The sequence below is a fragment of the Mesorhizobium sp. BR1-1-15 genome, assembly GCF_020165475.1.
Lineage (GTDB): Bacteria > Pseudomonadota > Alphaproteobacteria > Rhizobiales > Rhizobiaceae > Mesorhizobium.
The window spans coordinates 11,442-23,893 of the sequence record NZ_JAIUIF010000012.1 but is presented as its reverse complement, the minus strand read 5'-3'; the positions used below and the strand labels follow the sequence as shown (position 1 = coordinate 23,893).

At 65.5% G+C, this 12,452-nt stretch carries 10 protein-coding genes; all 10 read right to left on the bottom strand.

Going from position 1 to position 12,452, the window contains the following annotated elements; translation table 11 throughout:
- Positions 1–18 precede the first annotated feature (18 nt).
- Positions 19–636 (bottom strand): invasion associated locus B family protein, encoded by a 618-nt coding sequence (locus LB541_RS19890; protein ID WP_224619417.1) that lies wholly within the window; start codon positions 634–636, stop codon positions 19–21.
- Positions 637–700: 64 nt separating this feature from the next.
- On the bottom strand, positions 701–1,168 hold the full coding sequence (locus tag LB541_RS19885; RefSeq protein WP_140558900.1) for a DUF4189 domain-containing protein: 468 nt from the start codon (positions 1,166–1,168) through the stop codon (positions 701–703).
- A gap of 49 nt (positions 1,169–1,217) precedes the next feature.
- Positions 1,218–1,904 carry a hypothetical protein gene (locus LB541_RS19880; protein ID WP_140895385.1) on the bottom strand — a complete coding sequence of 229 codons (687 nt, stop codon included), beginning with the start codon at positions 1,902–1,904 and terminating at the stop codon, positions 1,218–1,220.
- Positions 1,905–1,917: 13 nt separating this feature from the next.
- Positions 1,918–2,505 (bottom strand): invasion associated locus B family protein, encoded by a 588-nt coding sequence (locus LB541_RS19875; protein ID WP_140561110.1) that lies wholly within the window; start codon positions 2,503–2,505, stop codon positions 1,918–1,920.
- A gap of 7 nt (positions 2,506–2,512) precedes the next feature.
- Entirely contained in the window at positions 2,513–6,916 is a 4,404-nt protein-coding gene (locus LB541_RS19870) for a YadA-like family protein (RefSeq protein WP_224619415.1), read from the bottom strand.
- A 196-nt stretch (positions 6,917–7,112) separates the two neighbouring features.
- On the bottom strand, positions 7,113–7,631 hold the full coding sequence (locus tag LB541_RS19865) for an AraC family transcriptional regulator (protein WP_140500094.1): 519 nt from the start codon (positions 7,629–7,631) through the stop codon (positions 7,113–7,115).
- Positions 7,632–7,805: 174 nt separating this feature from the next.
- On the bottom strand, positions 7,806–8,996 hold the full coding sequence (locus tag LB541_RS28640; RefSeq protein WP_224619413.1) for a helix-turn-helix domain-containing protein: 1,191 nt from the start codon (positions 8,994–8,996) through the stop codon (positions 7,806–7,808).
- 107 nt (positions 8,997–9,103) lie between these two features.
- Entirely contained in the window at positions 9,104–9,304 is a 201-nt protein-coding gene (locus LB541_RS19855) for a hypothetical protein (RefSeq protein WP_140500096.1), read from the bottom strand.
- Positions 9,305–9,491: 187 nt separating this feature from the next.
- Entirely contained in the window at positions 9,492–10,583 is a 1,092-nt protein-coding gene (locus LB541_RS19850) for a BsuBI/PstI family type II restriction endonuclease (protein WP_140500097.1), read from the bottom strand.
- Positions 10,580–12,352 carry a class I SAM-dependent DNA methyltransferase gene (locus LB541_RS19845; protein WP_224619412.1) on the bottom strand — a complete coding sequence of 591 codons (1,773 nt, stop codon included), beginning with the start codon at positions 12,350–12,352 and terminating at the stop codon, positions 10,580–10,582. Before LB541_RS19845 ends, LB541_RS19850 begins: the two co-directional genes overlap by 4 nt.
- Positions 12,353–12,452 lie beyond the last annotated feature (100 nt).

Below are 12,452 nucleotides of genomic sequence, written 5' to 3'. Positions count from 1 at the left end.
AACCGACTTCGTCCCTCCTCAGCGCCCGCTCAGCGCCGCGACGCGGTCGAGGGCGGCGGCGAGGCCTTTCAGGGAGACGGGGAAGTTGAGCTTGGTCTCGGCGTCGGTGATGACGTTGAGCGTCAATACGCCGCCCGCCTTCAGCTTCTGCGCCAGCGCCCGGTCGATCGGAAACTGCGCCACGCATCCGTTCGGCAGGCAGGTGCGGAACCGCAACTGGCCGAGGGGCGGCTGGTCGTCGATCTGGATCGTCACGCCTGGGTCGAACAGGATACCGAACGGCAGAAGCAGGGTTCCGGTCAATCCACCCTTCGGCCCCGCCCGCAACTCCACCGCCAGCAGCCTCTGGCCGTTCTTCTGCGTCTGGTCCTGCGAAACCGAGCAGGCGCGTGCATTGTCCTGGATGGTGCAGGCCAGGCTCCAGTCCTGATAGGTCTCCTGGAGCGACGACGCGCCGTTTGGAAGCGTGGCCGCCTGCTGTTGTTGCGCACAGGCACTCGATGCGGGCAGCGCCACCGCGCAGATTGCGGCCGCCTTCAGAAGAACAAATCTGTCAAACAACGATGGCGACTTTCTCTTTCGGGGTTCACGCGCATGGCCCCGAAAACCGGATGGGATTTTCGGGGCCGCGGGCATGGTCATCTGCCTCACGCAGCGTGCAAAAGCAATTCCAAAGCGCGCCGTGTGAGCGCGGCGCGCTTCAGGTACAGACCCACTCGCGGATCTTGCATTCGGTTCCCGCCGCCTCGCAGGCATGCAGAGCGAGATCTTCCGCGTCTTTGCGGGTCTCGGCGGAGTTCGCGCCCCACGGCGTCAGCCGGTCGCTCTGCTTCTCCTTAGCCACGGCCAGGGCGCCGCAGTGCTTGTAGGGAAAGCCGGTCTCGTCGTCGTCTGTCCAATGGCGATGATTGCGGAACACCGTGACAACAGTGCAGCCCTTGCCGCCGGCGTTCTCGCAATATTTCATCGCGGCGTCCTTCGCCTCCTGGCGCTTGTCGGCGCCCCAGAAGAAGCCGTGCTTGGTATCGATGCTGGAATAGGCGATCGCCCCCCAGATGCCTTTTTCCTCCTTCGGCTCCGGCTCCGGCGGCGCCACAAGGTCGGCCGAGACAACCTGCCCGCTCCACAGCAGGGCCATGCACAAAACTGCCAGACGTCGCGATATCATGGTCTGCAATCCTTTCCAGGAGCCCTCGCCCATTCGCCTATCCCGTGTCTCACTTCGACGCCGACGCTATGGAAATCACCACGCAGCTATTGCCGGTCGGCAGCAGAAGCGCTTCGCCCGAATTGCCGCCCAGCTCATACACTTCTACCTGGCCGAGATGGTCGGTGATCTTGCTGCCTTGCGGAAGAACGGACGGGATCTCCGAACACGGGCTGGCGAACGGTGCCACCCGCACCATCGCGCCTTCGCAGCCGGAAGCGGTGGGCGATGCGAAAACCACGCCGGCGGCCGGTCCGCTGTATTTTTCCGTCGCATAATCCATGCCGACGAGGGCCTGCACGGCGTGCTTGTCGGCGGCCTGGTCGTTCCACAAGGATTTGACGCTGTATTTAGAACCCGTCGTCAGCACCTGTCCGAGCACAGGAAAGATCGTCGAGCAGGCCTGCACCCCGGCCTGTTTGACATGTTCGAGGAAGGGCGAGTCCGGCAATGCGGGCGGCGCCGTCCCGGCCTGTGCGGCCGTCGGGGTGCCGACGAGACCGGCGATCGCGGCATAGTTGGCGGCAGCGAAGCCGATGCCGATCATGGCCAGCCCCAGCAGCGAGAAGCCCAGGACGCGCGGCCACCGCCGCTGCGGCTCGGCGCCCCTCTTGCGATCGGGCTCGACGATCCTCTTGCGGTCCGGCTCCACGCTCGGGCCGCGCGCTGGGGAGATGAACGGGTCTTGCTGGTTCACGGTGCTGCCTCGGTTATTTGATTGGCGCAAGGGCCTCGGACAGCCCCTTGAGCGTTGCGGTCACGGTAATCGTCTGGCCGTCGACGGTCGGGTAGGAGATGGCCGGCGTCGCTTTCTGCACTATCTGCTGGCGCATGACGGGCCCCACCGGCAGCATGCCGACGCAGACCACTTCGTTGCAGCCGTTCAAGTGGACGTCGATCGGGTCGCGCCCGTCGAACTTCAGCGACACCAGGCCGTCGCTTTTCGCGTTCGGCGCGGTGCGCAGGATCATGTAGGGCTTGCCGTCCTGCGTGGCCGCGAGCGACCAGCTGAAGGCCATCTTGCCGGCCCCGTCCTCGATCACCTGCGAGACATTGCAGACCTTCTTGCGCGCCTTGAGGTTCTCGTCGCAGATCAGCGTCCAGTTCTCGAAGGGCCGGATGGTGCGCTGGTATTGGCCCAGCTTCACATCCGGCGGCACCGCCACGTCGGACGGCTTGATCCTGTAGGGCGCGGTCGCTTGCGCGGCGGCTGGCCCGGCGGCCAAGGACAGGCCGCCGGCAAGCGCCAGGCAGGTCAGGAGGAAAAGCCGGGCATGACGGCTGGTTGCCCCGTTCATTCCCGCCTCAGTTCAACGTGAAGCTCAGGCCGGCGCCGACACCGACATTTCCGCCCGCCGCCGTGCCCGAGACATTGCCGCGGATGCGGCCGTCCTCGCTGGTGTAGCCCGCGCCGAAGGCAAAGGCGCTGGCATCCCGCCAGAAGCCGCCGCCCGCCGCGACGCTCAGCTTTCCGGGACGGTCGTCGTAGCGCAGCGAGGCGGCGGCGAGGCCGATTGCCGCCGCTTGCCGGGCTTCGTCGCGGATGCCGCTGATGTCCGAATTCAGCTGGCCGAGTTTCTGGTCGGTATAGTCGTTGGCCTGTTGCAGGGTCGTGGCCGCCACCTTGTCGGTATAGCTGTTGGATGTGCTGATGGCGGTGTCCAGGCCCTTGGTCAGCTGGTTGACATTGACCGCGTCGGTGCCGGCGACGCCGGGTCCGACATTGGAGATGACGACCGGCGCGTTGACGTCGCCGCCTTGCAGCGTGATGGTGTTCGTCTTGGCGCCGCCCTGCGTGTCATAGGTCACCGCATTCTGGTTGAGATTTCCGACGCCCGTTTGCAGGGCCTCGATCGCCTGGTTGGAGGCGAAGAGCTGCGAACCGTTGATCGCGTCGGTGCTGTCGGCGGCGATCCGTCCGGCAGCGACATTGGTGATCGTCCTCTCCGCGCCGGCATCGCCGACGCTGACTGTTCCGGTCGGCGTCGTGCCGGCAAAGGCATAGGTCTTGCCGTTGATGACGGTGCTGGAGGTGCCGACGGCGCTCTGCGTCACCGAGCCGGAGCCGAGCGCCACATCGTTGGCGTTGTTGGCCTGTGCGCCCTGGCCGAGCGCGACCGCGCCCGCCCCGGTAGCCGTAGAGCCATGGCCGGCGGCCAGGCTGTCGTTGCCGCTCGCCACGCTTTCGGGTCCGATCGCCACGGCGTCGGTGCCGCCGGCGATACTGTCGGCCAGCGACGAATTGGCGTGGAAGTACTTGATGCCGCCGCCATTGCTGATGGTGGTCAAGGCATTGTCGACCGCCGTGAGCCCGTCATAGACGGTCGTGTAGGTGTTGCCCTGGACGGTGTAGGTCGGCCCGGTGATCGAGCCGTCGGGGTTGAGCGTGGTGGTGCCGCCGAACAGGTTGGTCACGTTTTGCGACACGCCGCGCAGCTGCGAGACGTTGACGCCGTCGGTGTCGGCCGAGCCGGCCGCGACATTGGTGAGCTTGCGTTCAGCTCCGGCGTCGCCGATCGACACCTCGCCCACCGAGGTCTGCGGAGCGGTCAGGGCAAAGGCCGCGTAGCCGGCCTGCGCGCCGACCGAGGTGATGGACTGCGCGCCCAGCGCCACGCTGTTGATGAAGGTGCTTTGCGCGCCGGCGCCGAGCGCCACCGACTGGATGCCGGAGGCGAGCGAATTGGTGCCGAAGGCCAGGCCGTCCGCCAGCATCACATGGGCGTTCTGGCCGATCGCGGTTCCGCCGGGCGCCGTCTGGTCGACGATGGCGCCGTTGCCGACGCCGATGCCGTTATCGCCGTTGACGACCGTGGTCGGACCGACCGCGACCGATTCCGCGCCGACCGCCAGCGAGTCGGCCGCCACCGAATTGGCATGGAAATACTTGGTCGAGGTGGCCGACACGGCGGCGATGGCGCCCGCGAGCTGGCGCACCGTCACCGCGTCCTGGTCCTGCGTGCCGTCGGCGACATTGGTGATCTGCCGGTAGGAGGTGGCGTTGCCGACCGAAACGGCGCCGAGCAGCGCCTTGTCGGTGGTGTTGTACTGGATGAAGTTGGATGGGCCGGCGGGCAGTTGCCCGGTAGCCGGAGCGATCGGGCGATCGGAGAGCGAACCCGAGCCGAGGGCCACGCCGCCGTCGATGCTGGCATTGCTGTCGCGGCCGAGCGCCAGCGCGCTGACGCCGGTGGCGGTCGCATTGTAGCCGACCGCTGTGGAGCCGACGCCCTGGGCGAAGGAATCGGTCTGCGCCAGCCCGAACTCATTGGTGCGGGCATAGCGGATGCCTTCGCCATTGGCGTCGGTGAAGACGGTCGACGTGTCGCCGGTGATGTTGTTGATCGTGTTGCCGAGATTGGTCACGCCTGCGCCGATATTGGAAATGGCGGTGGTGTTGGCCGTCACCTGCTGATTGGTGGCGAAGAGCTGCGAGCCGTTGACCGCGTCGGTCGAACCGCCGTTCAACTGTCCGGCGGCGACGTTCTGGATCTGGCGCTCGGCGCCGGCCGAGCCGACCGAGAAGGCGCCCGCCGGCGTGCCGCCGGCGAAGGTATAGTTGACGCCGCCGATCGTCGTGCCGCCGACATTGGTCGTGGCGCCCGACGTCGAATTCAGGCCGATCGCGACATCGCCGGCATTGTTGGCGACCGCATTCGGGCCGACAGCGACGGAATCGGCTCCCAGCGCCTGCGAATCCGCCAGCGTCGAGTTGGCATGGAAATACTTGATGCCGCCGCCGACATTGATGTTGTTGACGACGGCGCCGATGGCATCGACCGCCTGGTTGGTGGCGAAGAGCTGCGAGCCGTTGATGGCGTCGGTCGAGAGCGCGCTGATCCGCCCAGCCGCCAGGTTGGTGATGGTGCGTTCCGCGCCGGCCGCGCCGATGCTGACCGTCGAGGTCGGGTTGGTGCCCTGGAAGGCGTAGGTGGTGCCGTTGACCACCCCGCTGGCCGTGCCGACCGCCGTGGTGGTCACCGAGCCCGAGCCGAGCGCCACGTCGCCGGAGCTTGCCGCCGCCGTCGCGCCATCGCCGAGCGCGACATTTCCGGCGAGGCCGGCCGCGCCCGCCGTCGAGCCGTTGCCCAGTGCGACCGAGCCCTGCCCGATCGCCTTGTTGCTGTTGCCGATCGCGACGGCGCCGTTGGCCATGTTGGCCGCGGTGGCGGTCGCCGTGCCGTCGCTGTTGGCGATGTTGTTGGCGCCGCCGGTGAAGGCGCCGGTGCCGCTGGCATAGCTCGGGTCGCCGATCGAGACCGCGCCGTCGCCAAAGGCGGTGTTGCCGGAGCCGATGGAGACGGCCTTGCCGCCGGTCGCTACCGCATTGGTGCCCATGGCGACCGCTTCGGCGGAATCCGCCTTGGCGCTGGCGCCCAAGGCGATGGTGTTAGCCGCCGTCGCGTTGGTCGAGGGGCCGATGGCGATGGAATTGGCTCCGCTCGCGGTACTGGTGGCGCCTACCACAATGGAGTAGGCGCCGGACGCAGTGGAGCCTGCGCTGCCCACCACGGTGGCGCCGGCGCCAGTGGCGTTGACGGAAACGCCAAGCGCCACGGCCTGCGTGGCTGTCGCGTTGGTAGAGGAGCCCATGGCGATGGCACCGTCCTCCGTGGCATTGGCCAGCGTGCCGAGCGCCATCGCGTTGTTCTTATTCGCAAGCGCGCTGGTGCCGATGGCGATGCTGTTGGGCACGGCCGTGTCGGCCTGCACGCCTGCCTGCGCGCCCACACCGAATGCAATGGACTGGTTGCCCCAGGCGCTGGCGTTCTTACCCATCGCCGTGGCGCCCGTTCCCGTTGCCTTGCTTTGGCGTCCGATTGCGGTGGTGTCGACCTGAGACGCCGTCACGTCCGTACCGATAGCAATGGCGCTCTGGGCCAAGGCTCCCGTCCCGGCAGCGGTGCGCGAGCCGAGATAGACGGCGTTTATCGCGGTTGCGGTCGACTGGAAGCCGACGGCGACGGCATTTTGGCTGTTCGCAACGGTGCTGGTGCCTTGTGCAACAGCATCCAGCCCGGACGCCCCTGCGAACTGCCCAATCGCAGTGCTGCGCAGCCCGCTGGCTACGGATCCGTAGCCAGCGGCGAACGCATAGTTGTTGCTGGCCGTGGCGCTGACACCGACTGCGGTGGAGTTCCCTCCCGAAGCTTGGGCGTTGGTGCCCAGCGCGCTGGCCCCGGCCCCAGTGGCACCCGCGGCGACGCCGATCGCTACCGTGTTGATATTGTTTGAAATCGTACCGGAGCCGATCGCCACTGCGCCGCCGGTGCCCGTGGCCGACGCGGTGCGACCAATGGCGACGCCGTATTGCGCCGTCGATTGGGCCTGGAAGCCGAGCGCTATGGCCCAGTTAAGGCTGGCGTTTGAGCCGTTTCCGACCGCGATGGCCTCGGGAGCGGTCGCCGAACCGCCGCCGGCCTGATATTGCGCCTGAGCCGGCGTCGCGGCCATGCCGATCGCGAAGGCGCCCAGCGTCACGGCTGTCCCGAGCGCCCCGCCGACGCCCAGCGTTCCCAGCCCCAAGCGCTTGCGCCCCATGCCCAGCGCACGATGCGCCATGCGCAGGACCGCCATCAAGCGGCGCCGGGCCGAACGGGACCGAGGATCGCCATTCGCGATCCAGTGACTGGCGAAATGCGCCGCACGGCGCTGAACAAGGAGCGAGCCGCCCGAAATATGGCCGCCCGAAATATGATTGTCGGTCATGGTTCCCTCTCCGCTGGCCGGCACGAAATGTCTGACACTTCCACTCCACAGCAGGAAGACATGATTCCCCTTCGCGGTATTTCACGAAATTGCTGTCTTGTGAGAAAAGATACGAGCATATACGCGGAGGTTAACGGCTCGTTACCTTAGCAACTGCTTTAAAATCAAGTAATCAAATAATGACGAGAGCGCGGCTTCATCTAATCTTTGCGTTAAACTTGCCCGCCCGCGCCTGCATCGGCGTCATCTGCCGGTATTTCTTCATCATGGTGGTGAAGTGGCTCTGGCTCGAAAACCCGCTGAGATGGGCGATGTCGGCGATGGTCATGCGGCTGTCGGCAAGAAGTCTTTCCGCGAAGTCCAGCCTGAGATCGAGAACATATTGATGCGGCGGCATGCCGAACGTCTTGGAGAAGGCGCGCACGAAGTGGTACGATGAAAATCCGCAGACGGCGGCCATTTCGGCAAGCGCCAGCTTGCGCGAGAAGTTCTCGTTCAGGAACTCCTGCACCTTGCGCGCACTGCGGACGGAAAGCCCGCCCTTCACGTTGAGCAGCGGCTGCCGGGCCGGATTGGCTCCGGATACCGATCCGGGGGGACCATCATCGCCCGGCATTTTTCGGCCTCCCGATATTTCCCAGATGAACTTCAACCCGAGGCCTCCCTCCCCGTTCCCCTGAAAAACAATTCGTGATTGATCGAAGCGGGCCCGCATCGCCAACCCCGCTCATGTGATCGATCCGGCCGGATGGCAAGCAATGCGCGAACTGAATGGCATTCCAAATGACTCCAGCAAAGCTTGGGGCACAGGTGGTGACGGACGTATTTTGAAAAACTCCGGAAGCCTTGTAGGAAATTCCGGTCTTGGATCGCTGGCCAGCAGCTGTTGCTACTTTGCCATGCTCGGGCTTTCAATTCCTGCGGAAAGCGTCACCAGCCCGCCTGGCGTCCTTCCCCTGTATCTCTTCATGGTCGCGGCCAGGTGGCTCTGATCCGAAAATCCGGCAAGGTAGGCGACTTCGGCAATCGGCAACTCTCCGCCGGCCAGCAGCTTTTCCGCGAGATCGAGGCGCAGGTTGATCAGATACCGATGCGGCGGCATGCCGAATGTCCCGGCGAACCTTGCTATGAAATGATTTGGTGACACCCCCGCGACCGACGCGAGCTCGGCGACCATGACTTTCCGCACGAAGTTCTGGTCGAGATACTCTCGCACGCGTCGGGCGCCAACGGCGGAGAGCCCGCCTTTGGGCGACGCGGCCTGCCTCTTGCGACCCGTATAACCGCGCAGCAGATGCACTCCGAACACCGTCAGCAGCGAGTCCAGATAGAGCTCGTTCGGCGGCAGCCTGTCGGTCAGTTCGGCAGTGATCATCTGGGCTATGTTGAGCGCCCTCAGGTCAACCGTGCCGAACGCGGGCGGCTCGAGCTTGACGTCCGGGAGGTCGAACTCATGGGCCGCCAGCTCGGACAGCGCTTCGGGAGAGATCGAAACGACGGCGTTCTCCCTGGTCTGCGACCAGGCCAGCGTGCTGTCGACGCCCGCCGGATTGACGACGAGACAGCCGACCGGCGCATCGTACTGCGTGATCCTGTCACTGCCGAGCGAGGCTCTCAGCTTGCGTGCCGGCCTCAGCACAATCCCCGTGGAATGCTCCCTGGCCAGGAATTTCTGCGATCCCGGACTGCGGACGGAATAGATGACGCTTCCGCGGGCGGTGGCTCTTCTGGGACCAGCACTTTCCGGAATGATATCCAGGACGTATCGAGCTGTCCGCTCTTGATCGACGCCCTGGGAATCGCCGCTTTCCCGAGCCCCGCCCGCATGTTTCATACGTGTTGCCTCAGCCGGCTTACCGCCGCTTGGTATCCCCTTCCCCTGACCCGGAATCAACGTAACGCACACGCCTCGAATTGAAAAGAACTTCCACGCGCAAAGAAAATTCTTTATTCGAGATAAGAAAGAAGAACTGACCGTCGAAGGAAGTTCAGCAGCATTTCTGTCAATAGCGAAGAGCCTTGACGGATCTTCGCTTCCGGATTCGTCGGCCCGGGCGTAAGCCGGCAACGCATCGGTCACGAAGGAGGAGTTCACATGCGAGGCTGTGTCGGCCCTGTGGTTCGACAGCGTTGTTCGGCATCAGTGGCACGCAACGGCGCGGCGCGGAGCCAGTCGTTCACGGCCGTCTATTGCGGGTCCCCGCGACCTTTTTCGTAAAGATCCCACGCGAGTTCCACAAAAGCCAGAAGCACATCATCCTTGTCCCAACCGGCCGCGACAGCCGCCTCGACGATTTCGCCCACGAGAGGCAACAATTGGCGCTGGCAGGCGAGCGGGATGTCAGCCTCGGATTCATCCACTGGAGGTCCATCGAAGTTGAACTTCATCGTTTGGCGCTCCCCTCGCCATCAAACGAAATGCTACTCGTTCCCAACAAACGAAGTGCTATTCGCCAGACCTTATTCCTATACAATAACTCCAACATTAAACATAGCAGGCTAGGCCGCCAACGGAGCGCAACACCGGATAATCCGTGTATCGACCGGCTGTCCTAGTGACGCTGGGGAAGCGTTATTACATCACTGTCCAAGGCAAGCTGCCGAATGGACGCCCGTCGGCCGCGCCGTCATGAAGCACGAGGAGTTGGCCGGGTTCGGAGACGAACCAGGCGAACGAGCCCCAGGCAAGCTGCGCGACGGTCTTCTTGAAGCCGGCGGACTGGCGATCCTGATAGGCGGTCAGGAACGCGATCTGTTTTCGGTCGAAACCGGCCGCGTCCGTGACAGCATGGAGGGCATCGCGCCGGCGATCCGTGATCGCGCCATCGGTCGCCACCACTTCCACGAACAGGATCAACGGCTCCTTGCGGCCGAGATCGGCGAGGATGATGTCGGGCAAGTTCCTGTCGGCCTCGATCTTGAGGCCGATCGCACTGGCGATGGCGTCGTCGCGCAGGACCACCTTGTTGCCGCTCTCGCTCAGCCACAACATGGCAGGGGCGGCGAGAAACCGTTTGGCGAACACCTCGATGACGGCTTGCGCGATGACCGAACTCGGTCCCGGCGCCAAAAGCCTGGTGTCGCCGTTCGGAAACGTGACGCGGATGCCGGCGGTGTTGGCGACAGCGCCGGCGCGCATGATGGTCACGCGGGCCAGCGCGCCCTTGCTGAGATGCGTTTCCTGGAAGTCCGCGATGGCGGTTTCCAGCGCCTCGCCTTCCAGCGCCGGGTCGAACAGGGCTGCAAATGCCGCCCTCAGCGCATAGCGGGGCTGGCCTGAAGTCGTCGGCAGATCCTCGCGACGCAGCACCGCGCCGATCGCCACCAGCCCGTCCCGCAGCGTCTCGTCGCGGATGGGCTCGCGCGTATTGTCCGCGTACCAGCGTGATCCCGCGACGGCGCCGTTCTTGCGCAGGACAGTTGCGGCGTAGGCATCCCGATCTGCATCGTCCGCCAGCGCCGCCTGCTCGCGGGTCATGCGATAAACATGGACAGGGCCCAGGAATCGCCCCGAACCCTCGACGGCGCCGATGTAGAGAGCGGCGAACACGGTGCTGGCGGCAAGTTCGCGGATGCAATAGATGCGGTTCGGCGTGCCCTCCGGAAAGATCAGCGGCAGGCGCCCGGCGACAAGATCGCGCGTCGCATAGGGCGGCCGTGCCGTCATGCAGGCTCACCGTAGAGGCGGCTGCATTCCGCCTCGATCCTGTCGCGCGGTGCACCGGCCATGACCAGCCTTTCCAATGCCTGGATGCTCCTGGGCGACGGCAGTGGCAGCGCTTCGAGCTCGAAGGCGGAAACGGCGACGCTGCCGCTGATGCAGCGGAAAAGATCGTCGACGACACGGCTATTCAATAGCGCCGCCACGACCGCCGCCGGCACCTTCGTGCTGCCGGTCGCGCGGACCATGTTGAGATGGTTTTCGACGACGACGCCGCCATGCGCATCGATGAATTCCTGGCGAAGTTCGGCGGCGATCAGGCGGCGGGCCTGTTCCTTGGCGGTGGTGCGCTGGACGAGGATGCAGGGCTCCTCGACAAGCAGCCAGCCATCGCCGGCCTCCAGCTTGAAGTAAGGGGCGTGGTTCTTCTTGCGCGCGCGATAGGCGAACTGGCCGTCGGAGGTCACGGCTTCGGCCCAGATCAACGGATGCACCCCCTTGCCGCCGGCGCGATCGCGCAATTGACCCTTGAAGCGGTTCCAGACCAGCGGGCCGGTCGAAACCCCATAGCCCCAGTCGACGAGGCGATGCGTCATCGTCTCGGCCCGGGCGATGAGCCGGCTGTGCTCCGGCGTGCGCGGCGCAAGCCAAGGCATGGCGCGGTCGGATGGCAAGCCTATCGTGCCGTTGCGGGCAATCCCGGCCTCGGTCTCGGAGGCGACGGTCACGTAGTGGATCTGCGCGCGCCGCGGCTGCGCGCCGTTGACATAGACGGCAAGCAGCGTCTCCTGCAGCACGTCCTCGAAAACGCCGCGCCGCGCATGCACGAAGTCGATCGCGACGGGCGGCGCCTCGTTGGCCAGAAGGCTGCGCAGCGCCGAGTAGTATTGGCCGCCGAGAAAGCTTGTCGGCGTCAGGAAGGCGATGAGGCCGCCAGGCTTGGTCCAGCGCAGCGCGGCGTCGGTGAAAACGCCGTAGAGATTGGCGTGCCCGTAGAGGCCGCGCGCATAGCGCTCGCGCAATCGCGACGGCAGCGAGACCCGCCCATAGGGCGGATTGCCGACGACGAGATCGAAGACGGGTTCCGGATCGGCTTCAAGCGTGTTGCAGGCCGTCACGATGGCGGGGGCGGCGCGCCCGGCCCTGGTCGCGATATCGGCGAGCGCGATCTCCAGGGCGCCTTGCGCCAGCCGCGCCGCGAGGGGATCGAGCTCGAAACCGGCAAGCCTGGTGCCGACATGGCTGAGCGCGAAGGCTGGCTCGCAATCGCCGAGCGCGGCGATCATGCGGTGCGCGGCATGAAACAGAAACGTCCCACCGCCGGCGGCGGGATCGAGAACCCGTGCGCTGCGCCAGTCCAGGCCCTCTTCCTCGGCCTGGTCGAGCAGGCGATTGACCAGCGCCGGCGGCGTGTAGAAGGCACCGCGCTCACCGCGCTCCCTGGTCGGCAGCAGGACCGGATAGAGGCTGGTGACGAGATGCAGCGCTTCGAGGATCGGCAGCCGCGCGGCGGTCTCCCCGATGCTGTGCGCAAGCGCGGAAGCCGGCTCGTCCAGCGCCTCCGTATCGAAGGCGAGCGAGGGGCAGATCGCCGGGGAAATGCCGAGGGCCGCCGACAAGGCCTCCAGCGCGCGCCGGGTCAGCGAAACCGCATAGGTTTCGCGGTCGCATTCATCGATCGTCTCGCACCATGCGCGCGCCAGCAGGCGAGCCTTCGACAGCTCCGCGCGCGCCACTCGCAATGCATCAGCCACCGAGCGCAAGACGGCAGGCAATTTCGACCCGCGAATCTGTGAAACTTTTCCCATCGCCCTCGACCGTACCGCGCAAGACTCACCGATGCGATAGAGTATCACATGTTCTCGTTATGTTCCA

Coding starts and splice junctions, on each gene's coding strand:
- LB541_RS19890 (WP_224619417.1), bottom strand. CDS start 636: ATGCCCGCGGCCCCGAAAATCCCATCCGGTTTTCGGGGCCATGCGCGT.
- LB541_RS19870 (WP_224619415.1), bottom strand. CDS start 6,916: ATGACCGACAATCATATTTCGGGCGGCCATATTTCGGGCGGCTCGCTC.
- LB541_RS19855 (WP_140500096.1), bottom strand. CDS start 9,304: ATGAAGTTCAACTTCGATGGACCTCCAGTGGATGAATCCGAGGCTGAC.
- LB541_RS19865 (WP_140500094.1), bottom strand. CDS start 7,631: ATGCGGGCCCGCTTCGATCAATCACGAATTGTTTTTCAGGGGAACGGG.
- LB541_RS19885 (WP_140558900.1), bottom strand. CDS start 1,168: ATGATATCGCGACGTCTGGCAGTTTTGTGCATGGCCCTGCTGTGGAGC.
- LB541_RS19875 (WP_140561110.1), bottom strand. CDS start 2,505: ATGAACGGGGCAACCAGCCGTCATGCCCGGCTTTTCCTCCTGACCTGC.
- LB541_RS19850 (WP_140500097.1), bottom strand. CDS start 10,583: ATGACGGCACGGCCGCCCTATGCGACGCGCGATCTTGTCGCCGGGCGC.